The sequence below is a fragment of the Acidisarcina sp. genome, from assembly GCA_035539175.1.
Classification (GTDB): Bacteria; Acidobacteriota; Terriglobia; order Terriglobales; family Acidobacteriaceae; genus JANXZS01.
This window is the reverse complement of the sequence record DATLIY010000007.1, coordinates 341,181-363,686: the sequence shown is the minus strand read 5'-3', so window position 1 is coordinate 363,686 and position 22,506 is coordinate 341,181. Positions and strand designations below refer to the sequence as shown.

Genomic DNA, 22,506 nt, shown 5'->3' with positions numbered 1-22,506 from the left:
CTAACCGGACCAGGCATTCATCTGCTTGCGCAGCAGTACGATTTGTCCCAGGTGATAGCTCGTGTGATCGGCGGCGAGCAGTACCTCGCGCAGTAGCGTCTGGCCGTCTCCCCACGGAATCCTGGCGAACAGATTCGATTTTTCATCTTTGATGAGATGTTCCAAGGACTGGAGCCCCCCAAGGACGGCAGCAACGGATTTATCCCATGCTTCTGCGTTGGCAGGAGATTCCTCTTTGGGCCAATATTCTTCCGGCCACTTAGGAGCCACATATTCGGGATTCCTGCAAAAATCCAGCAGATCATCCAGCGCAATACGGATGTGTTCCAGCAATTGCCAGGAGCTCCAGGGGGCTCCATTGGGTTTGAAGGACCACTTGTCGGCAGGGAAATCTTCCAGAACAGTACCCGCATCGGCGTGTGCACTTCCGCCGTGAAGCAGTTCGACCAGTTGTTCGCGCAGGATGCGATCTTCAGGCATGGCGACTCCTTTTGCTGATGGAATGCTTGGATCTAACTTCCGGTTCCAACGGTTTCCCGGCGGGTATTGAAGACGTTCCCCATGCGGCGGATCTGGGCTCCAACGCTGCGCAACTTCTCTTCGATGCGCTCGTAGCCGCGATCCATGTGGTACACGCGATCGAGGATCGACTCTCCGTCGGCCACCAGGGCCGCCAGCACAAGAGAAGCCGAGGCGCGCAGATCGGAACACATCACCGCTGCGGCGGAGAGCGGAGTCTTGCCGCGGACTGTGGCCGTGCGCCCATCGAGCTTGATATTCGCGCCCATGCGAATCAGCTCCTGAACATGCATGAAGCGGTTCTCGAAGATGTTTTCCTTAACGACGGAGGAGCCTTCGGCCTGCGTCAGCAGCGCCATGTATTGCGCCTGCATGTCGGTGGGGAAGCCGGGATACTCCTCGGTTGAAACATCGGTGCCCTTCAAATTGCCTTCGCTGCGAACGCGGATTGAATCTTCGCTGAGAATGTCGATCCGTGCTCCGCACTCCTCCAGCTTGTGGATGACAGCCGATAGGTGGGCTGGATTGCAGTTTGCCACGCAGAGATCTCCGCCAGTAATGACGCCGGCAACCAGGAAGGTGCCCGCTTCGATGCGATCCGGATTAATGCGATGGCGAGCTCCGTGGAGCTTCTCTACGCCCTGGACGCGAATGGTGGAGGTGCCTGCGCCCTCAATCCGCGCACCCATGGCTACCAGCAGCGCGGCCAGGTCGGTAACCTCAGGCTCGCGCGCACAGTTCTCCATCAGGGTTTCCCCTTCGGCCAGTACCGCAGCCATCAGCAGATCCTCGGTGCCGGTAACGGTAATCTTATCGAAGAGCAGGTGCGCGCCTTTCAGGCGTTCCGCGCGTGCCTCAAGATAGCCGTGCTGCTGCACGATGGTTGCGCCCATCTGTTCCAGGGCCTTGATGTGCAGATCGATGGGACGCCCTCCGATGGCGCATCCGCCGGGCATCGCGACCCGTGCCATTCCGGTGCGTGCGATGAGCGGGCCCAGCACCAACGAGGATGCCCGCATGGTCTTGACGATCTCATATTTGGCGACGGGGTCCGAGAGCAGGCGGCAGCTGATCGTGGTGCGATGCTGGGCGCGACCGTAGCCTAACTCGACCTCGGCACCCATGGAGACCAGGAGCTTGCGCTCCGTCTCAATGTCCCTCACCTGCGGTATGTTTTCCAGAACGACTTCATCCTCGGTGAGGATGGCGGCGGCCATGCAGGGGAGGGCAGAGTTCTTGGCGCCGCTTACGCGGATCGTTCCCAGCAGCGGGTTGCCGCCGCGAATTACGAACTTGTCCATGATCCTGCCGTTTCTTCTGTGGAATTTGCCGCTGAGACGCGAGCCTGGACGCGCGCCCGCGGAGCTACAGTTCGAGGGTTGTGTCTTCGATGGCGAGGCGGACGTTGCCGTCAGACCGGGCCAGGCGGCGGACTGCTTCGGGCTTATCCACGTTGGCCTTCAACATTACCAGGGCGACGGGAACGCTGCGTCCTGCCGACTTAATGGTATTTACCGCCGTCTCGCGATCGATATTGCAGGCGCGCATCAGGATATTGATGCCGCGCTCCACAAGCTTGGAGTTCTGCATGTGCACGTTCACCATCAGGTTTTCGTACACATAGCCAAGCCGCGTCATGGCCCCGGTCGTGATCATGTTCAGGATCATCTTTTGCGCGGTGGAGGCCTTCATACGCGTGGAGCCGGAGACCACTTCGGGCCCGACCTCTGCGACTACGCTGATGTCGGCAACAGCGGAGAGTGGTGTGTTGTGGTTGCAGGTGACGGCGGCTGTCACAGCGCCGCGAGCGCGGGCATAGGCCACCGCGGCGACCACGTAGGGAGTACGGCCACTGGCGGAAAGTCCCACCACGATGTCCTTACGGGTGGGGCGCCTTCTGGCAATATCGCGCTGGCCCAACTCCTCAGAATCTTCGTTGACTTCGACGGCGGATGCGAGAGCTTTTGGGCCGCCAGCCATGATGTACTGTATCTGCTGAGGAGCCGTCGAGTAGCTGGGCGGGCACTCGGATGCGTCAAGGGCGGCGATACGTCCGCTGGATCCGGCGCCAATGTAGATCAGTCGTCCGCCGTCGCGCAGGCTTCGCGCGACCGAATCAATCACCAAGGCGATCTCCGGCAGGGCTTTCTTCACAGCGCCGGCGATCTTTGAGTCTTCATGATTGATGATGCGGGCAATCTCGAGGGCCGATTTTGTGTCAAATCCCTGGGAGGCCTCGTTGGAGCTCTCTGTCGTGAGCCCCTGAAGATTGCTTAACGGATCCTGTGGTTTTCCTTCACTGCTGGAATCCGTGTGTGAGGTCATGATGCTAGCCATTGTGATTTGTTCCCCAACTCTGCCTAATTACAATTCTAGCGTCAACTTGTCTTGCCTTGAAGTTGAATTTACACGGGGAAACACCCTGGCAACGTTTTCAGGGACAAAACTCGTTACGATACCGCCAAGATAACGCCAATCTGTTCGTTAGGATCCCGCCAACCCGTTCACGATAGCGTCGTGAAACGCAGGGCGAACCTGCTTGATGGACTGGTTGGAACGGTCGGGCCAAGTGCGGTTCGTCAGCAGGACCACGGCAAGTTCGCGCTCCAGGTCGATCCAGATGGAGGTGCCGGTGAAGCCCAGGTGCCCGATGGAGTGCGGCCCGAAGTATCTGCCGGAGGAGCGAGGCTCCGCGGGAGTATCCCAGCCCAGAGCCCTGGATGTCCCCGCTGGAAACACACGCCGGGTTGCGAAGAGGGAGACGGTCTGCGGGTGGAAGACGGATGGTTCGGCCTTCGGTTCGAGGATTACTTTTGCATAGCTGAGCAGATCGGGTACAGACGAGAAGAGACCTGCATGGCCGGAGCAGCCGCCCAGTATAGAGCAGTTCTCGTCGTTGACCTCTCCCTGGAGGATGCGATGCCGGAAGGTAGTGTCGTACTCAGTTGGGGGAATCGAGGAGCGCCACTCCTGGGGTGGGCAGAAGCGCGTGCTCTGAAGGCCGAGCGGCGTAAAGACCTCCCGTCCGCAGAAGCTGTGCAGCGGTTCGCCGGCGAGAACCTCCAGCGCCTTGCCAAGCAGCAGGAAGCCTATGTCCGAATAGACAGCGCGCTCCATCGGAGCGGCTTCGAGCGGCATCTGCAGGCAGGCGCGCAGGAGTTCATAGGGGGTCGTAGCCGTTTCAAACAATTTTTTGTAGGCGGGTAAGCCGGACGAATGCGCCAACAGCATGCGGATCGTGACGTGCTGCTTCGGGCTGCCGGGCTGCTTCCCGATTACGAATCCTGGAAGCACATCGCCCAGTGGCATGTCGAGATCGAGCACGCCCCGGTCGTGAAGAATCATCGCGGCGGAGGTGGTGGCAATAACCTTGGTAAGGCTGGCTACGTCAAAGACCGTGCCGGGGGCGACCAGCGGACTCTCTTCTTCATAGGTAAACCGCCCCACGCCGTCCATCGCCACTACCTGGCCGTGCCATAGAACCCCGAAGGCAGCGCCAGGGAAGGCGTGCTCGGCAATTGCAGACTGCAGCACGGAGTAGGCTGCGGAGAAGCGGCTGCTCTGCTCTGCGGCGGAGTCTGGAAGATTTGCAGGATGCTGGGACATTGACGCCATTGCCCTTTCAGAGAACTCCCATGGTAACGCCTAACCCAAGGTGCGGAGCATGAAGCGCCTCATTTTTGTGAAAGGGCGCGATATCTGGAGGCGGCAGGACGGAGGAGTGGCTAAACCCGCTCGAGGCGGCTACCATGCGGGCCGTTGCGTCCGTCTATAGGTATAGAAAAGAAAGCAGAAAGCTGTCTTTAAGAGAAGGCAAGAATACGTCTATAAGAACGCATAAATCAGGTGTGCCAGGAGGATCCATGCGGGGACAAGCGGGCTGGTGGATGGCAGGGTTGCTGGCAATTTCGATCGCAGGAGCGCAGGGGCAATCCGTGCCTGCATCGGGAGATCCGGCCGCCCCGGTTGCTCCGGAATCCGCAGCGGCCGCCCCTGCAACTGCCCCTGCGAGCTATGTGGTTCCTCAAGGCACAAAGATTCTCCTCTCGCTTACGAGCGCAGTGAATACGAAGTCTGCCAAGCCAGGAGATGGCGTCTACCTGGTCTCGACCTTCCCGGTGGTTGCTGGCAATCGCGTCCTGATTCCCGCCGGAGTCTACGTTCAAGGGACGGTGGATCATGTGATCCGCCCTGGCCGCGTCAAGGGGCGGGCGCAGGTGGGAATGCACTTCACCTCGCTGATCTTTCCTAACGGCTCCGTGGTGGAGATTCCCGGAGTCGTGAATAGCCTGCCAGGGTCTGCCGGGGCAAAGGTGAAGGACGGCGAAGGTACTATCGAGCAGCCTGCCAACAAGGGGCGAGACGCGGGCACCGTGCTCAAGGGAGCAGCCATAGGCGCGGAGGGTGGCGTCATCGGCGGAGCAGCTACGGGAAACCTGGGCCAGGGTGTCGGCTACGGATCTCTCGCAGGAGCGCTGGCGGGTGGAATCTACACGCTCTTCCAGCGGGGTGAGGATGTGAACATACCCCAGGGCACGGTTGTCGAGATGTTGCTGCAGCGGCCGCTGATTCTGCAGGAAGAGAATCTGAAGCCCGGGAATGCTGTGGGGCAGCCCGCCTATATTCCATCTGCGCAACAACAGCCGCTGCCTAAGCCGCGAAAGCCATCGGGCATGCTTTGTCCGCTTGGAACTCTTGGCTGCGACTGAGATTGCACTGTATGCTGAAAGTATAGGCGGGAACAGATTTCCGCTGAGTAGAGAATGATGGAAGACAGTAGCTTCGACTCCACACCCCAAGCCCCAAACCCAGACTCATCCATCGAAGAAGCCGCTGTTTCTTCCGAGCCCGGGACGCCGCGCAACCTGCGGATATGGTTGCGCGACCTGCTGGTGTCGATCGCTGCCTCCGTGCTCATCATCACCTTCCTCTATCAGCCGGTAAAGGTAGAGGGAACCAGCATGCTGCCCCGCCTCGAAGATCAGGATCGGCTGTTCATCAACAAGTTCGTATATCACTTCGAGAAGATAGAGCGTGGCGACGTGGTGGTGTTCTACTACCCTCGCGATCCGGAGAAGAGTTACATCAAGCGCGTCATTGCGCTGCCCGGCGACGAGCTGCGTATCGACCGGGGCAGCGTTTTTGTCAACGGCAAGGCGATTTCGGAGCCCTATGTGCCGCGCCGCTACTTTGACGGGCGCTCGGTGGACCGAATGGTGATCCCCGCCAACGAGTACTTTGTGATGGGCGACCACCGCTCCATCTCCAGCGACAGCCGCGACTTCGGTCCCGTGGAGCGAAACCTGATCTATGGCAAGGCGGCGTTTGTCTACTGGCCGACGGGGAAGATGGGCGTGGTGCGCTAGGCGCATCTTCCGATTTGTTCCCGCACCACCGCATTGCTGCTCCGGCACTCTTGCCGGGGTGTGCGCCAAAAAATAAATCCTCCGAAATCGCAGGAAAATGGCCATCTCTGCCATGCAGGCCCAGTTCCTTGCTGCTTTGAGGGCGATTCTTTGGTAACATCGAATGAATCCACTCGACGGAGAAGCGATGCAGGCGATTCTTGCGCTCGAAGACGGGCGCATCTTCCGCGGTGAGGGCTATGGCGCCAAGGGTGAGTGTTCTGGCGAGGTGGTCTTCAATACATCGCTGACCGGCTACCAGGAAATCTTCACCGATCCATCCTATGCCGGGCAGATTGTTGTTCTGACCAACCCTCAAATCGGTAACTACGGCACCAATTCCGCAGACAACGAAGCGGCTCGACCCTTTATTGAAGGACTCGTCACGCGCGAGTTCTCTCCTATCAGCTCCAACTGGCGCTCGGAGCTGGTCGCCGACGAATATCTTGAGCGCTCTAAGATTCCCATTATCAGCGAGATCGATACTCGTGCCCTGGTGCGGCATCTGCGTACCTATGGTGTCATGCGCGGGGTGATTGCCACCTTTGAGGACGGCGCCACGGTTGACAGCGACGCACTGGTCGCCAAGGCTCGGGCCATTCGCAAGATGGATGGGACCGATCTGGCTAAAGTGGTGACGACAAAGGCCAGTTATGACTGGACCCCGACGGATCCTCGCAACCATGATTCCAGCCAGGACGCCAACCGCGGCTCCGTTGTATCCGCGGCAAAGGACGAACGGCCGGAACTGCACGTTGTCGCCTACGATTTCGGCATCAAGTACAACATCCTGCGCATGCTGACACGTGAGGGCTGTCGCGTGACGGTGGTTCCCGCGCAGACTTCTCCCGAGGATGTGCTGGCGCTGAATCCGGATGGCATCTTCCTGTCCAACGGGCCGGGAGATCCTGAGCCGGTGACCTACGCGCAAGAGAGCATCCGCAGGCTGGCAGGGAAGAAGCCCATCTTCGGAATCTGCCTGGGGCATCAACTGATCGGGCTAGCGCTGGGCGGCAAGACGTACAAGCTGAAGTTTGGACACCACGGCGGAAATCATCCAGTGCAGCACGTTCCGAGTGGCAAGGTGGAGATCACAGCGCACAACCACAACTTCGCGGTAGATCCTGACTCCATCAACCAGAGCGAAGTGGAATTGACGCATGTAGACCTCAACGACAATACGCTGGAAGGTTTGCGGCACAAGTCGCTGCCGCTGTTCAGCGTGCAGTACCACCCGGAAGCAAGCCCTGGGCCGCACGATTCCAATTACCTGTTTCATGACTTCCGCAAGATGATGGAGGAGTGGAAGAAGTGACCCACGCGGGCTTACTTTTCGCCACCCCGATTTTTCTCACAGCATTCCTTTTTTCTAAGACGCAGGTATGCGCGCTACAGAGCGGTGCGTACAGGCGTGGAAGAATCTGTGCGGGGGCGAAGGAAAGCCGCGCCGCGTTCCAGGCCGCGACTGAAGATCCGAATAATTTTGCTGGCCGCAGTAACCAACAAGGATTTGGGACGTAGATATGCCACGTAGAAACGACATAACGAAGATTCTGGTCATCGGCTCAGGGCCGATCGTGATTGGGCAGTCGGCGGAGTTCGACTACTCCGGGACACAGGCGTGCAAGGCGCTGAAGGCAGAGGGGTATGAGGTCGTGCTGGTGAACTCCAATCCAGCGACCATCATGACCGATCCCGAGCTCGCCGATCGCACCTATATCGAGCCGCTGACCAAGGAGTACGTCGAAGAGATCATCCGCGTGGAAACGCAGATGCTCAAGGATGAGGGGCGCACCGGAGTCTTTGCTCTGCTGCCGACCGTGGGTGGGCAAACGGCGCTGAATCTCGCCGTGGATCTGGCCGACGCAGGCATCCTCGACAAGTATGGCGTGGAGTTGATCGGCGCCAAGCTGGAGGCGATCAAGAAGGCCGAAGACCGTCTGCTCTTCAAGGATGCGATGACGCGCATCGGCCTGGATATGCCGCGCTCGGCGCTGGTGAACAATCTGAAGGACGGGCTCGAATTCGCAAGCAAGATAGGCTTCCCGGTAGTTATCCGGCCCTCCTTCACGCTGGGCGGATCGGGCGGCGGCATCGGCTACAACCGCGAAGAGCTGATGGAGATCCTGGCCCGCGGTCTCGATCTTTCGCCAGTCCACGAGTGCCTGATTGAAGAGTCGGTGCTGGGGTGGAAGGAATTTGAGCTGGAGGTGATGCGCGATCTCGCGGACAACGTCATCATCATCTGCTCGATTGAAAACATGGATCCCATGGGCGTCCATACCGGTGACTCGATTACGGTAGCTCCGGCGCAGACGCTGACCGATCGCGAATACCAGACGATGCGCGACGCGGCGATCCGTGTGATGCGTGAGATCGGGGTGGAGACGGGCGGATCGAACGTGCAGTTTGCGGTGCATCCAATGACCGGCCGCATGACGGTGATCGAGATGAATCCGCGCGTTTCGCGCTCCTCGGCGCTGGCATCGAAGGCCACAGGCTTCCCCATCGCCAAGATCGCTGCGAAACTCGCGGTCGGTTATACGCTGGACGAGATTCCGAACGACATCACGAAGATGACGCCGGCGTGTTTTGAGCCGACGATCGATTACGTGGTCGTCAAGATTCCCAAGTGGCAGTTTGAGAAGTTTCCCGGAGCCGATGAGAACCTGGGCCCACAGATGAAGTCGGTGGGCGAAGTTATGGCCATCGGGCGCACCTTCAAAGAATCGCTGATGAAGGCGCTTCGTTCGCTCGAAACCGGCAAGCGTCTTGGCGCAGAGGTGCTGGAGCCGCGTCGCTTAACGCAGCGGCTGGTGACGGCGCAACCGGAGCGGCTGACCTACATTCGCTATGCCTTCCGGCTCGGTCATTCGGTCCGCGACGTGGCGCGAATGACTACGATGGACCCGTGGTTTCTTTATCAGATCAAGGAGATTACCGACACCATTACCGAGGTCTCTGAGGCGGCTGCGGAGAATGTGTCACCGCGACTGTTACGGAAGGCGAAGCGCATGGGCATCTCCGACGAGCGCATCGCCGAGGTCTGGGGCACGCCGACTCACGAGGGCGTTGCGGTAGTGCGTGAGTTGCGCCAGAAGATGGGGTTGAAGCCTGTCTTCAAGCTGGTGGATACATGCGCGGCAGAGTTTGAGAGCATGACTCCGTACCTCTACTCCACTTACGACGAGGAGGATGAGTCCGCACCGACAGCGCAGCGCAAGGTCATCATCCTGGGCAGCGGGCCAAACCGCATCGGGCAGGGAATCGAGTTCGATTACTGCTGCTGCCATGCAGCCTTCGCGTTGAAGGAAGACGGCTACGAAACCATCATGGTGAATTGCAATCCAGAGACGGTTTCCACCGATTACGACACCAGCGATCGCCTCTACTTTGAGCCGCTCACGCTGGAAGACGTGCTGGCAGTGTATGAGCACGAGTCCTCGGGCGGCGCTGAGATAGGCATGATCGTGCAGTTCGGCGGCCAGACTCCGCTGAATCTTGCACTGCGTTTGAAGGCAGCGGGGGTGCCGATCATCGGCACATCTCCCGAGTCGATCGATCTGGCGGAAGATCGCAAGCGATTCGGCAAGCTGCTGCAGGACCTCGAGATTCCACAGCCGCCGGGCGTGATGGCGACCAGCGTGGATGAGGCTCTGGCAGGCGCGGAGAGCATTGGATATCCAGTACTCGTTCGGCCCTCGTATGTACTGGGCGGACGCGCCATGGTGATTGCATACGATGCCGCCGCTGTCTCACACTACATGACGCAGGCGGTCGAGTATTCCCATGACCGGCCGATCCTGATCGACCACTTTCTGGAAGACGCGGTGGAAGTGGACGTGGATGCGCTGTGTGACAGCGAAGACGTTGTCATCGCGGGCATCATGCAGCACATTGAGGAAGCAGGCATCCACTCCGGCGACTCCTCCTGCGTGCTGCCGGCGGTGGATCTTGCTCCGGCAACGCTCGATACCTTGCGCACTTACACGCGCAAGCTGGCGCTGGCCTTGGAGGTTGTGGGGCTGGTCAACCTGCAGTTTGCCATCAAGCGCGGGAGGCCGGGTGAGCCGGATCGTGTCTACGTGATCGAGGTTAATCCGCGTGCCTCGCGCACCGTGCCCTATGTTTCGAAGGCAACCGGTGTGCCTCTGGCAAAGATTGCGTCACGGCTGATGACAGGCCGCAAGCTGAAGGAGCTTCTGCCCGAGGTGGTTGCATCCGGCAAGGACCTGCAGACGGGAGCGCACTTCTTCGTCAAATCACCCGTCTTCCCCTGGAACAAGTTTCCTGGGGTGGACACCGTCCTGGGGCCGGAGATGAAGTCGACCGGCGAGGTGATGGGTGTCGCGGATAGTTTCGGAGAGGCATTTGCCAAGGCGCAACTCTCTGCCGGGCAGATTCTGCCGTCGAAGGGAACCGTGTTCTTCAGCGTCAACGACCACGACAAGCCCGTTCTGGTGGATCTTGCGCGGACCTACATGGATCTCGGCTTCCATATTGTTGCCACACAGGGGACAGCCGACGTGCTGCAGAGAGCCGGGTTGGTGGTGGATCGCGTCTACAAGGTCAAGGAAGGCCGGCCGAATATCGTGGACCTGATCAAGGGCAACCGCATCCAGCTTATCGTGAACACGCCGCGCGGGCAGGATACGTTCTTCGATGAGAAGGCGATTCGGCGGGCCGCTGTGCTGGCACGCATCCCGACAATTACGACCATAGCCGCCGCACGAGCGGCAGCCGAAGGCATCGCGGAGATGCAGCGCAACATCATGACGGTGAATGCCCTGCAATCGCTCCATCGGCGCGAGGTTGCTAGACAATAGAGCAAGTCATCAGAGCAAAGTCTTAGGGGTAGCAGGCTATCAGCGAGGCGTTCGGTGCAAAATCGAACGCCTCACCCTTTTTGGGGATTACATATCGAAGAAATGTGAATAGAATGTTAATTACTGGAGTGGGGGCAAGAGGATCCACTCTGCAACAAGGCGATACACGTGCAATCCCGGTGAGGAATCGGAAGTCACGGATGATACCGAGTAGAACGCACTGCGATGTGGTCCTAAGCCTTTTAGGATCAAGAGTTCTGTGGGTTTGACGCGCGCCTGAACTTTCTGGTCTCGCCACTCACAGACGGATGAAAACCTGTGAGAGAGCGAGGCTTCTAAAGAAATCTTCTTGAAGAAATCTGTCGGATGGCCCGCTCCTCCGCGAACTGGAGTCCAGATTCGGCTCCAAGGCGAATAGGAGGAGTGATGGAACTGTTTTCCGTATACCAATTGCGAGCGAACCGCCGTCCACAGGGTGTTTCCTGTGTATGGGTGCCAACTGGGAATGCCCGTCAGCCGCTGGTCTGTGTCTGGATCGATGCCGAGACGAAGAGCGTGGCTGGCAACAGCCGCGAGGCCGTGGCAGGCGGCGAAAGCCATTTAGGTTTGCTGGCCGCGTAAGCCTCACCTGAGCGGCGTCCAGCAAGCAATCCAAGCGAAGAATGCCCGGCGATTTGCCGGGCGTTTTTTTTGCTCCATTCGAGGATGCTTCGCAGGGGCTTTCAGTCTTCCCGGCAGTTCGCTTTACAATAAGGGAATGCTGCTAGAAGGCATTTTCCCCGCGCTTACCACGCCGTTTTATCCTGACGGCCAGATTTACCTTCGCAAACTCGAACAGAACGTGGCGCGCTACTCGCTCACCTCGGTGGCGGGGTTCGTCGTTCTGGGCTCTACCGGGGAAGCGGTGATGCTCAGCGACGAAGAGTCGCGTGAGGTGCTGCATACGGCACGCCAGGCCACCGCCGCTGAAAAGGTATTGCTGGCTGGGGTAGGGCGCGAGAGCGTCGCAGAGACACTTCGTCTGGCGGAGTTTGCCGCAAAGGAGCAATACGATGCGGTGCTGGTACGGACTCCCAACTTCTATGAGCCGCTGATGCCGGAAGCAGCGATGCTGAATTATTACCGCCTGATTGCGGATCGCTCTCCACTTCCGGTGGTGATCTACAGCATTCCCAAATTTACCCATTACGACATTCCGGTATCGTTGGTCGCGGAACTGGCGAATCATCCGAACATCATCGGGATCAAGGATTCCAGCGGAAGCGTGGAGCGCGTTCGTGCAGTCGTTTCCGCCACGAGCGAAGTGCGCAAGCGCACCGTGACGGTGACGCCGATTTTTGAGGCGGTAACGGCGCGGATGCTGGCGGTAGGCGAGGAAGTCAGCGGCAGCTTTGTCTCGGCAGAGCAGCTTGGCCAGGGATCGACAGTGCTTGCGGCGGCGCCGCCCCGAGCGCGCATGGCCACCCGCACCCGCGAAGTGGGTTTCCAGGTGCTGTCGGGTGCCGCGGAGACGACCTTGGAGTCTCTGCAGGCGGGCTCCAGCGGCGCGGTTCTGGCCATGGGAGCTTGCGCTCCTCAGTCCTGCCAGGAGATTTACACCGCGTGGAAGGACCGCGATCCGGTCCTGGCGCTTGGCAAGCAGGAACGGCTGTCCGTCGCCTCTGGACGTGTGGCGGGCACGCTGGGCATTGCCGGGGTGAAATATGCCTGCGAACTGAATGGCTACTATGGCGGACGGCCGCGGCTTCCATTGCTGCCTCTAACTGCGGCAGAGAAGGCGGAAGTCGAGGTCCTGATGGCGGATATGCGCAGTTAGGGCCTGTTAGCACTACATGAGCGGATGGCGTTGTGAGGAAAATCGCGCCAGACGAGGACGACGGCTGTGGCGCGATTCGCGTTATGAAGCAGGTCCTTCGCTTCGCTCAGGATGACAAAACTAAATGAGGCTCAGGCTCACACAAAAACTAAATGAAGCCCAGGTTCACACAAAAACTACTATGAGGCTGAGGATGGCAAAACTGAACGACGCTCAGAATGATTAAAACTGCCGATTATCCCGATTTCCTTGTCCTTCGTCTCTAGCAGACACCCGAGATGCGGCGATCCTCGCTCCTGAAACTAGAAACGCTGAAGCTCGAAAAAATCGGCTCCCATCGCCACCGCTCGAGTAGGTTAACCGGCCCTGAATGGTGCTGCCTGGCCGAGCGTTGCAGGAAAAAGATTCATCTCCTGAAAAATACTCTAGTCGTTTCGATGCATGGAGCTTTCCGCGATGCATAGTTTGCCCGCTCATTCCTAAATAGGTGCGGCATATATTTCTGCCGCGTTACTCTGCAGTTTAAGTGACTATAATCACAGAGTAGAGAGACCTGAAGGACGATCTTTCGGATTTTGGACTGAAGGGAACCCGCCAAATGGCGACAGGAGATGTAGTCCTGGGTACGACGAGCGTACACACTACGCAGCCAGACTCAGAGGTGCAACAAGCAGCGGCATCCAGACGTATCGTTAACGATTTCAGCATCCAGGTGGCTACAGTCAATGGCTCTGGATCGCAGTCAGCCAATAGCGTTTTGTTGAAGAGCATCTTCGGGATGGGCGTCCCGGTGAGCGGCAAGAATCTATTTCCTTCCAATATTGCCGGGTTGCCCACCTGGTTCACCATCCGAGCGAGTAAAGACGGGTATGTCGCCCGAAAGAAAGAAATCGACATCCTGGTTGCACTCAACCCGGAGACGGCGAAGCAAGACATGTTGTCGCTGCATCCCGGAGCGGCGGCTATCTACGAAGCATCCCTCGACCTGAAGCAATACCGCAGCGAAGATATCTCCTGCTATCCCGTTCCCTTTGACAAGCTGACCGCCGCCATTTGCCCTGAGGCCAAGCTGCGCAAGCTGGTCAAGAACATGGTCTACGTGGGTGTGGTTGCCAAGCTGCTCGGGATGGATGGAGCGGTTGTCGAGCACGCAGTCCGCAACCAGTTTGCGCGCAAGCAGAAGGCTGCTGACCTGAACTGGAACGCGGTCAAGGCTGGCTACGAGTACGCCGCTGAGAATCTGACCAAGGTTGATCCGTTCACTCTGGAGCGGATGACGGCAACGACAGGGAAGATCATCATCGATGGCAACGAAGCTACGGCCCTGGGCTGTATGTTCGCTGGCGTTACGGTGGTGGGGTGGTATCCCATTACGCCGTCGTCCTCGGTGGTCGAGGACCTGATCGATTTGTTGAAGCGCTATCGTGTCGAGCCGGACGGCAAGGCGACCTTCGCGGTGGTGCAGGCAGAGGACGAGCTGGCCTCGATCGGTATGGTGTTGGGAGCTGGCTGGGCTGGTGCCCGCTCGATGACCGCGACCTCCGGGCCTGGACTCTCCCTGATGACGGAGTTTGCAGGACTGGGCTACTATGCCGAACTTCCTGGCGTGATCTTCGACGTGCAGCGTACAGGACCTTCGACGGGTATGCCCACGCGCACTTCGCAAGCCGATCTTCTCGCGGTTGCATTTCTCTCTCACGGTGACACCAAGCATGTGTTTCTGCTGCCCGGTTCGGTGAAGGAGTGCTACGAATTTGCAGGGGCGGCCTTCGATCTGACGGAGCGTCTGCAGACACCTGTTTTCGTGCTGTCCGACCTGGATCTCGGTATGAACAACTGGATGTCCGATCCGTTCGAATATCCGGAGAAACCGCTGGATCGCGGAAAAGTTCTGACCGCTGAGGACCTGAAGCGGCTGGGTGGATTTGCGCGCTACAAGGACGTGGATGGCGACGCCATTCCATATCGCACCTTGCCTGGTACCGATCATCCGCTGGCTGCCTACTTCACCCGCGGCAGCGGCCACAACGATCAGGCACTCTACTCTGAGAAACCGGAGGAGTACCAGGGGATCATGGAGCGGCTGGCGCGGAAGTTTGAGACCGCTCGCACGCTGGTTCCGGCTCCTGTAGTGCAAACCGGCAAGTCCAAGATTGGCTTTATCGGCTTTGGCAGTTCTGATTTTGCCATTGTCGAGAGCCGCGATCAGCTCAGGAAAGAGCATGGCCTGGAAACCGACTACATGCGCATCCGGGCATACCCGTTTACCACCGCGGTGCATGAGTTCATCGCTTCGCACGATCGCGTCTACGTGATCGAACAAAACCGCGACGCACAAATGTTGAGCCTGCTCAAGCTCGACCTGCCAGCGGCAGAGACAACCAAACTTCGCAGCATACTGCACTTCAACGGGCTTCCGATGGACGCACGAAGCATAACCGAAGCGGCGGCAGTGCAGGAGGGGCTCTAAGAAATGGCAACTACAACTGTTACAAATGCACCGGCACCCAAGACTAACCGCCTTGGATTGCAGATAGTAGATTATCGCGGAGGCAAGTCGACGCTCTGTGCGGGCTGCGGACACAACGCAATCTCGGAGCGCATTATCGACGCGATGTACGAGATGGGCGTGCAGCCGGAGCGGGTCATGAAGCTCTCCGGTATCGGATGTTCGTCGAAGAGTCCCGCATATTTTATGGGACGCTCCTTCAGCTTCAACAGCGTTCACGGACGCATGCCCTCGATTGCCACTGGTGCCTTGCTGGCGAATCACACAATGACGGCGCTGGGCGTGAGTGGTGACGGGGATACGGCTTCGATTGGCATGGGGCAGTTCGCGCACCTGCTGCGCCGGAATCTTCCCATGATCTACATCATCGAGGACAACGGCGTTTATGGATTGACGAAAGGCCAGTTCTCGGCAACCGCCGATATTGGCTCCAAGCTGAAGACCGGCGTAATCAACGATCTTCCTGCCATCGATACCTGCGCCCTGGCCATCCAGTTGGGTGCAACGTTTGTTGGGCGGTCTTTCTCCGGCGACAAGAAGCAGTTGCTTGCCATGCTGAAGGCCGCAATCGCGCACAAAGGCACGGTGATGCTGGACGTGATCTCACCCTGCGTAACCTTCAACGATCACGAAGGATCGACGAAGAGTTACAAGTACATGCAGGCTCATGAAGAGGAGATTGCGGAAGTGGGCTTTGTGCCCAGCTTTGAAGACATCTCCGTGGAGTACGATGCGGGCTCGACCTATGATGTGACCATGCACGATGGTTCCCATCTGCGCCTGCGCAAGCTGCACGAAGGCTATAACCCAACCGATCGCGTCGCAGCCGTCTCGCAGCTGATGGAGTCGCACTCGAACGGCGAGGTTCTCACCGGTGTGTTCTATATCAATACCGAGAAACCGAGCTTTATCGAGCAGCTCAACCTGGTGAATGAGCCTTTGGGCACTCTGCCGCAGGAGCGTACGCGTCCTGCCAAAGCAGTGCTTGATGAGATCATTGCCAAGCATCGCTAGGCTGTCGGATCACTTCGTTGCGTAACGTTAAGCGTCAACAAATATGCCCTCGCGTGAAGCGAGGGCATATTTGCGTTCATCCATTTTCCTGAGCTAAACGCGTTCGATGGTGACTGTCTCCAGCACGACCGGCGTTGAGGGACGATCCTGTGCGCCGCGCCGGACCTTGGAGATCTTCTCGACGACATCGTAGCCTTCGACAACCTCGCCGAAGATCGTGTGCTTGCCGGTGAGCCAGTCCGTATTCGCGACCGTGATGAAGAACTGCGATCCATTCGTATTGGGGCCGGCATTCGCCATCGCCAGTTTTCCCGGCTCCTTGAAGTGATGCTTCGAACCCCTGGTCTCATCTTCAAAGCGATACCCAGGGCCGCCCATACCTGTTCCCATCGGGTCGCCGCCCTGGATCATGAAGTCAGGAATCACGCGGTGAAAGATGGTGCCGTCATAGAGCTTCTGGTTGGCCTTCTTGCCCTCGGTCGGGTGGTTCCACTCACGGGTGCCTTCCGCGAGCGAGATGAAGTTGGCGACTGTCTTGGGTGCATCCTGCTCAAACAGGCGGCAAACAATCTTTCCTTCGCTGGTGTTGAATGTGGCATAGGTGCCGGGCTGAAGTGACATGAAGATTCTCCTCGGAATCGTTGGGGAAGCGTTAAGGTTTTGCTGCTGGCGATGCAACAGGCGCCGCTGCGGGAAGGGGAGGCATCGCCTGGCCCTCCTGCACAATGGTGACCTTCTTCAGGACTACGGGTGTCAGCGGCTTGTCGCGAGCGTCCCTGGGGACGTTGGCAATGGAGTGAATTACAGGCATGCTCGCTTCATCGCATTGGCCGAAGATGGTGTGGATCTGGTTGAGGTGCTCGGTGGGTGCTTCTGTGATGAAGAACTGCGAGCCGTTGGTATTCGGACCCGAGTTTGCCATGGCGAGTCGCCCTGGAACATCAAAGTTGAGAGTGGGATCCAGTTCATCCTTGAATAGATAGCCCGGGTCGCCCATTCCCGTGCCCGCTGGATCGCCGCCCTGGATCATGAAGTCGGGAATCACGCGATGGAAGACTGTGCCGTTGTAGAGAGATTTGTGATGCATCTTCCTGCTGGTGACCGGGTCGGTCCAATCCCTGGTGCCCTCGGCAAGCGCGATGAAATTGGCTACAGTTTCGGGCGCCTGCTTATCGAAGAGCCGGCAGGTCATGCGTCCCAGGCTCGTGTCCAGCACGGCGGTGGGCCCGGTGGGCTGTGGGGAGACCTTCACCTGCGCTCCGGGGGCGTCTGGGAGTTCCGCTGCCGAGGGAGCCGGTTGCTGGCCCTGGGGAGGAGTGGATTCCTGGGCGCCGGCGGTATAGGCGAAGGCTCCGCATGCTAAAGCGATTGCCGCGAAAACACGAATAGCTCGTATGCTCATCTCAGGAATCTAGGGTAATTGATGTGCGGCTCCTGATGCCAGTCGTTAGGGGAGAGGAAAGCGGCCGACTGGTTCGCAGCCGCCAGGGAATTGGTCTACTTCTTCTCTCCTGGCTGGTGCTCGCCGATGCGTGGACGCTGCTCGGATTGAAGTTGATGGCTTACCGCTTCCACCTGGCGGAAGACGCGAAGCAGGTTGCCGCCCAGCATCTTGTCGCAATCGGCAGCAGTATACCCGCGGGCCATGAGAGAATGCGTGATCTTCGGCAGGTCGGCGGCGGAGTCCAGTCCTTCCGGGAGCGAATCCACACCGTCGAAGTCGGATCCAAGGCCGACGTGATCCACACCCGCGACTTTGGCGATGTGGTCGATGTGATCGATAAGAATGTGGAAGGGCGGGCGCGGGATTCTGGCGGCGTACTCCTTGTTGAGGGCATCGAGAGCCTGTGTATCAATCGGCTTGCCCTCGGCCTTGTACTTCTCCTTCAGCGCGTTGATCGCCTTCTCCCGTTCCGGAGCCTGCGCCTGCATGGCGTTGCGGAAATCCTGGCTGAGAAAGGCTGAGTAAAAATTCACCATCACCACGCCATCGTTGACGGCGACCGCACGCAGCATCTCGTCCGTCATGTTGCGTGGCGAATCGCACAGCGCGCGCGCCGAGGAGTGAGAGGCGATAACCGGGGCGCGGCTGATGACAAGCGTGCGGTAGAAGGTTTTGTCCGCTACGTGGGAGATGTCCACCATCATGCCGAGGCGGTTCATCTCGTAGACGACATCTTTGCCGAACTCGGTGAGTCCTTCCTTCGTGTGAGGAATTTTCGCGTCGGTGTAGTCACCGGAGGAGTCAGCCCAGTCGGTCGAGTTGGCCCAGGTGAGCGTCATATAGCGCGCACCGAGCCGGTAGTAGTCGCGCAGCAGGCCGAGGTTGTCCTCAATGGAGTGGCCGCCCTCGACCCCCATCAGCGCGGCTAACTTGTGCTGGCGATGCGCAGCTACAATGTCGTCGGCGGAGTAGGCCATGCGCATCTGCTCGGGATACTTTGCGGTTTGTTGATAGACGGCATCCATCAGCGCCAGCGTGCGGTGCGCGTACTGCCCCTTGAAGGCCTCTGGATCGACCCAGATCGAGAAAAACTGCGCACCCAGGTTGCCTGTTCTGGCAGACTCCAGGTTCAGGCTGCCGCCCTTCAGCGGATCTCCAAAATTCCAGCTCTCATCGAGGAAGCGCTGCGTGGTATCGGCATGCGTATCGATGACGATGGCGGCGTGATGTACTGCCAGCGGATCGGCTATCACGGACGCATGCGTCTTCGGCATGGATTCGCTAGGGGTTTTTGGCATCATGGCGGTGTTCTGTGCGTTTACAGAGAGCAGCGAGGCAGCGGCGAATGCGAGCACAAGAGTCTTCATGGTCTTTGGCGAAAGCAGAAGGATCGGTTAGCGGGATTCTAGCAGGATGCCTGGTTTATCCAAACGAACGCCCCGTCGGGAACGTGCGCGCAGGCAGCCTCCGTGCCTCGGCCTGCAACTCAGCCGGCCTATCGATGCTTCGGTATATTCAAACGCCTCGTTGAAAAATTCCCGCGCCGCGTGTGCCAGGAGGCCCGGATTACGTTGTCGCATTTAGTTCTCGTGTCCGATGAATGGTATCTGGCGCAGATAGCGTCCGGACTCAAGTTCGTCAAGCACAAAGCTGGCCACCTCGGCTCGCGAAACCTTGCGGAGGACCACATTTCCAACTTCGGTGACGGCTCGGAAATCGCTGTGCGGCATCTTCTCGCTGAACGGAGCTGGGCGCACGATGGTCCAGTCTGTGCCTGAATCTTGGATTAGTTGCTCTTGCCTTTCCTTGTCAGCGTAACGGTTCTTCGTGAATAGCGGAAAGATGATGCGATCATAGAGAAAGCCTCCGTGACCTCTAGTCTCCCCGGCCCCAACGCCGGTAATGCAGACGAGGCGCTTCACTCCCTGCTGCTCCATCGCCGCGAGTAACAATCGCGTCGATTCGGAGAACAATGTCGTCGGTCCAGTAGACTTTACACCGATTGCATACACAACTGCATCCTGGCCTGACAAAGCGTTCGATAACGACTGGCTGTCTAGAACATTTCCTGCAACCACCTTTGCCCCATTCGGTGAAGGCCCGGCAGGGTTACGCACAAATGCAGTTACGTTGTGCCCACGCGCTGCCGCCTCCTTAACGATAAGGCGGCCGACTCCGCCATTAGCTCCGAGGAGCAGGATTTTCAATGCCTCATCTCCATCGCTAACGCGCTTGCTTGTCGTGAACTCAAATCCGTCTTTTAGAGTTCATACCAGGCCACTCGTACGCTCCGGCAAAAAAACATGTCCGGCGGCTTGAGAGAAAAGAAGCTCCGCTGGGGTGTACGCGCGGCCCTGGAATCACACAGCACGCTTAAGTCGTGAACAAGTCCTTTGCGGTTTGGAGGATGACATCGCGGCCCACGTCTGAAATGGCCCGGGTCAACGGCACCTGCTTGGGGCAGGCATTCACGCAGTTCTGCACATAGCTGCATTCCTGGATGCCGCCATCGCCCATCATCGCGTGGAGCCGCTCTTCCTTGAGCACCTTGCCGAGTGGGTTTTCGTTGAACAGCTTGGTCTGGGCGATCGTGGCAGCGCCCACGAAATTCGTAGACTCGTTGAACTGCGGGCACACCTCCATGCAGATGGTGCAGGAGATGCAGCGGGACAGGGGATAGTTCTCCTCCTGCACCTGCGGCATCATGCGAGGTCCCGGTCCAAGATCGTAGGTGCCGTCAAGAGGCACCCATGCCTTGACGCGCTTCAGGTTTTCAAAGAGAACATTGCGGTCTACGGCCAAATCGCGCACGATGGGGAATTTCGAAAGCGGTTCCAGTTTGATCGGCTGCTCCAGTTGATCGATGAGCGCGGAGCAGGCCATCTTTGCCTTGCCGTTGATGAGCATGGCGCAGGAGCCGCAAATCTCCTCCAGACAATTGGAGTCATAGGTGATGGGCGTTGTTACCTTGCCTTCGGCGGTCGTGGGGTTAGCGGCGATCTCGCGCAGCGACGAAATGACGTTCATCCCAGGGTGATAGGGTAGTTCGAATTTATCCCATACAACGGCCCCATCGGGGCCGCTCTGACGCTTGATCTCAAATTTGACGGTACGTTCTGCCATTCTCTTTCTCCCCTGGATGTCTACTTGGCTGCGTCGTAACGGCGCGGACGTGGCTTGATGAACTGGGTATCGACCGCCTCATATTCAAAGCGGGGCTCGTCGGCGTCGGGCGCGAAGTGGGCCTTGGTGGTTTTCAGGAAGCGCTCATCATCGCGCTCCGGAAAGTCGGGCTTGTAGTGTGCTCCGCGAGACTCGTCCCGCAAGATCGCGCCCTGGGTCACCACTCGGCTGAGGTGCAGCATGTTGTAGAGTTGCCGGGCAAAGGCAAAGGTGGAGTTTGCCCAGGTGCTCCTGTCGCTGAGGTTAATGTTGCGGTAGCGCTCCAACAGTTCGTAGATCTTGGCGTCGGTCTCCTGCATGGCCTTGTTGTAGCGGATCACGGTGACGTTCTTCGTCATGGTCTCGCCAAGTTCGCGCCAGATCTTGAAGGGATTCTCCGAGCCGTCGGCCTGCATCAGGCGGGCGTTGATCTCCTCCTGCCGCTTCTTCTCCGCCGAGTGTCCGCCATCGCCCTGTATCGCGGGCAGGCTCTTGGCGTATTCGATCGACTTGGGACCGGCAACGAAGCCGCCATAGATGCAGGAGAGCAACGAGTTGGCGCCCAGGCGGTTTGCTCCGTGATACTGATATTCGGCCTCGCCCGCAGCAAAGATTCCAGGGATGTTGGTCATCTGGTTGAAGTCCACCCAGAGACCGCCCATGGTGTAGTGCATGCCGGGGAAGATCTTCATCGGTACTTCGCGCGGATCATCGCCGACAAATTTTTCGTAGATTTCGAGAATGCCTTCCAGCTTGTGGTTGAGAGTGGCGCGATCGATGTGAGTCAGATCGAGATAGACCATCGGCTGGCCGTCGATGCCGAGTCCCAATTCGTAAACCACCCGGTGAATTGCGCGTGTGGCGACGTCGCGGGGGACAAGGTTGCCGTACTTGGGATACCACTCTTCCAGGAAGTAGAAGCGCTCCGCTGCCGGGATGCTGTTCCACGGGCGGCTGTCTCCGGCCTTGCGGGGTACCCATACGCGACCACCCTCACCGCGGGCCGACTCCGACATGAGACGGAGCTTGTCCTCACCCGGGATGGTGGTGGGGTGAACCTGAATCAACTCCCCATTGGCGTAGTAGGCGCCCTGCTGGTAGAGTGCCGAGCTTGCGGATCCGGTGCAGACGACGGAGTTGGTGCTCTTGCCGAAGATGGCACCGATGCCGCCGGTGGCCATAATGATGGCATCCGCGGGAAAGGTGACGACTTCCATCGTGCGCAGGTTCATCGCACAGATGCCGCGGCAGACCTGGTTATTGTCGAGCACCGCGGAGAGAAACTCCCACGCCTCGAACTTGCGTACCTTGCCTTCGGATTCATAGCGGCGAACCTGTTCATCGAGCGCATAGAGCAACTGCTGCCCCGTGGTGGCGCCGGCGAAGGCGGTGCGATTGAAGAGCGTACCACCAAAGCGGCGGAAGTCCAGCAGACCCTCCGGCGTCCGGTTAAAGGGGACGCCCATGCGGTCCAGCAGGTCGATGATGCCGGGAGCTGCTTCGCACATGCCCTTGACCGGGGTCTGGTTGGCGAGGAAGTCTCCGCCATAGATGGTGTCGTCAAAGTGATGCCAGGTGGTATCGCCCTCACCCTTGAGGTTCTTAGCAGCATTGATGCCGCCCTGTGCGCAAACCGAGTGCGAGCGTTTTACCGGGACTACAGAGAAGAGGTCAACCGTGCCGCCCGCCTCGGCAATCTTGATGACGGCCGAAAGTCCGGCCAGTCCGCCGCCGACGACGATGATCCTGGGATTTGCTGCCATGATTCGATCTTGTCCTTTCTTGCTTTAGAGCCTGATGCCTGCCAGATC

Annotated in this window: 18 protein-coding genes; 8 read left to right on the top strand and 10 right to left on the bottom strand. The window is 58.8% G+C overall.

Annotated elements, in window-relative coordinates:
• The 4 genes from VM554_04225 to VM554_04210 form a co-directional block, all read right to left on the bottom strand.
• On the bottom strand, positions 1-480 hold the full coding sequence (locus VM554_04225) for a DinB family protein (GenBank protein HVJ07565.1): 480 nt from the start codon (positions 478-480) through the stop codon (positions 1-3).
• Positions 481-512: 32 nt separating this feature from the next.
• Positions 513-1,820 (bottom strand): UDP-N-acetylglucosamine 1-carboxyvinyltransferase, encoded by a 1,308-nt coding sequence (gene murA / locus VM554_04220; protein HVJ07564.1) that lies wholly within the window; start codon positions 1,818-1,820, stop codon positions 513-515.
• Positions 1,821-1,884: 64 nt separating this feature from the next.
• Positions 1,885-2,856 (bottom strand): N-acetylmuramic acid 6-phosphate etherase, encoded by a 972-nt coding sequence (gene murQ, locus VM554_04215; protein HVJ07563.1) that lies wholly within the window; start codon positions 2,854-2,856, stop codon positions 1,885-1,887.
• 147 nt (positions 2,857-3,003) lie between these two features.
• Positions 3,004-4,134, bottom strand: coding sequence for a serine hydrolase domain-containing protein (locus VM554_04210; GenBank protein ID HVJ07562.1), 1,131 nt, complete (start codon positions 4,132-4,134; stop codon positions 3,004-3,006).
• 248 nt (positions 4,135-4,382) lie between these two features.
• On the opposite strand from VM554_04210, the gene VM554_04205 reads away from it, so the two are divergent.
• The 8 genes from VM554_04205 to VM554_04170 all read left to right on the top strand — a co-directional run bounded on the left by VM554_04205 (position 4,383) and on the right by VM554_04170 (position 16,089).
• Positions 4,383-5,228, top strand: a complete 846-nt coding sequence (locus VM554_04205) for a hypothetical protein (protein HVJ07561.1) — start codon at positions 4,383-4,385, stop codon at positions 5,226-5,228.
• A gap of 54 nt (positions 5,229-5,282) precedes the next feature.
• On the top strand, positions 5,283-5,885 hold the full coding sequence (gene lepB, locus VM554_04200; protein HVJ07560.1) for a signal peptidase I: 603 nt from the start codon (positions 5,283-5,285) through the stop codon (positions 5,883-5,885).
• 163 nt (positions 5,886-6,048) lie between these two features.
• On the top strand, positions 6,049-7,239 hold the full coding sequence (gene carA, locus VM554_04195) for a glutamine-hydrolyzing carbamoyl-phosphate synthase small subunit (protein ID HVJ07559.1): 1,191 nt from the start codon (positions 6,049-6,051) through the stop codon (positions 7,237-7,239).
• Positions 7,240-7,447: 208 nt separating this feature from the next.
• Positions 7,448-10,750: a carbamoyl-phosphate synthase large subunit gene (gene carB, locus VM554_04190; GenBank protein ID HVJ07558.1), complete on the top strand. Its 3,303-nt coding sequence runs from the start codon at positions 7,448-7,450 to the stop codon at positions 10,748-10,750.
• Between the two features lie 426 nt (positions 10,751-11,176).
• Positions 11,177-11,371, top strand: coding sequence for a hypothetical protein (locus tag VM554_04185; GenBank protein HVJ07557.1), 195 nt, complete (start codon positions 11,177-11,179; stop codon positions 11,369-11,371).
• Between the two features lie 136 nt (positions 11,372-11,507).
• Positions 11,508-12,566, top strand: coding sequence for a dihydrodipicolinate synthase family protein (locus VM554_04180; GenBank protein ID HVJ07556.1), 1,059 nt, complete (start codon positions 11,508-11,510; stop codon positions 12,564-12,566).
• A gap of 598 nt (positions 12,567-13,164) precedes the next feature.
• Positions 13,165-15,036, top strand: a complete 1,872-nt coding sequence (locus VM554_04175; GenBank protein ID HVJ07555.1) for a 2-oxoacid:acceptor oxidoreductase subunit alpha — start codon at positions 13,165-13,167, stop codon at positions 15,034-15,036.
• Positions 15,037-15,039: 3 nt separating this feature from the next.
• The gene (locus VM554_04170; protein HVJ07554.1) at positions 15,040-16,089 is read left to right on the top strand and encodes a 2-oxoacid:ferredoxin oxidoreductase subunit beta; all 1,050 of its coding nucleotides are present in this window, start codon (positions 15,040-15,042) and stop codon (positions 16,087-16,089) included.
• Positions 16,090-16,182: 93 nt separating this feature from the next.
• Here VM554_04170 and VM554_04165 read toward each other — a convergent pair whose 3' ends face one another.
• The 6 genes from VM554_04165 to sdhA form a co-directional block, all read right to left on the bottom strand.
• Positions 16,183-16,710, bottom strand: a complete 528-nt coding sequence (locus tag VM554_04165) for a peptidylprolyl isomerase (GenBank protein ID HVJ07553.1) — start codon at positions 16,708-16,710, stop codon at positions 16,183-16,185.
• A 31-nt stretch (positions 16,711-16,741) separates the two neighbouring features.
• The gene (locus tag VM554_04160) at positions 16,742-17,491 is read right to left on the bottom strand and encodes a peptidylprolyl isomerase (GenBank protein ID HVJ07552.1); all 750 of its coding nucleotides are present in this window, start codon (positions 17,489-17,491) and stop codon (positions 16,742-16,744) included.
• Between the two features lie 95 nt (positions 17,492-17,586).
• The gene (locus VM554_04155) at positions 17,587-18,900 is read right to left on the bottom strand and encodes a dipeptidase (protein HVJ07551.1); all 1,314 of its coding nucleotides are present in this window, start codon (positions 18,898-18,900) and stop codon (positions 17,587-17,589) included.
• 213 nt (positions 18,901-19,113) lie between these two features.
• Positions 19,114-19,740, bottom strand: coding sequence for an SDR family oxidoreductase (locus VM554_04150; GenBank protein ID HVJ07550.1), 627 nt, complete (start codon positions 19,738-19,740; stop codon positions 19,114-19,116).
• A 166-nt stretch (positions 19,741-19,906) separates the two neighbouring features.
• On the bottom strand, positions 19,907-20,656 hold the full coding sequence (gene sdhB / locus VM554_04145; protein HVJ07549.1) for a succinate dehydrogenase iron-sulfur subunit: 750 nt from the start codon (positions 20,654-20,656) through the stop codon (positions 19,907-19,909).
• A 20-nt stretch (positions 20,657-20,676) separates the two neighbouring features.
• Positions 20,677-22,458 (bottom strand): succinate dehydrogenase flavoprotein subunit, encoded by a 1,782-nt coding sequence (gene sdhA, locus VM554_04140; protein ID HVJ07548.1) that lies wholly within the window; start codon positions 22,456-22,458, stop codon positions 20,677-20,679.
• Between the last annotated feature and the right edge of the window lie 48 nt (positions 22,459-22,506).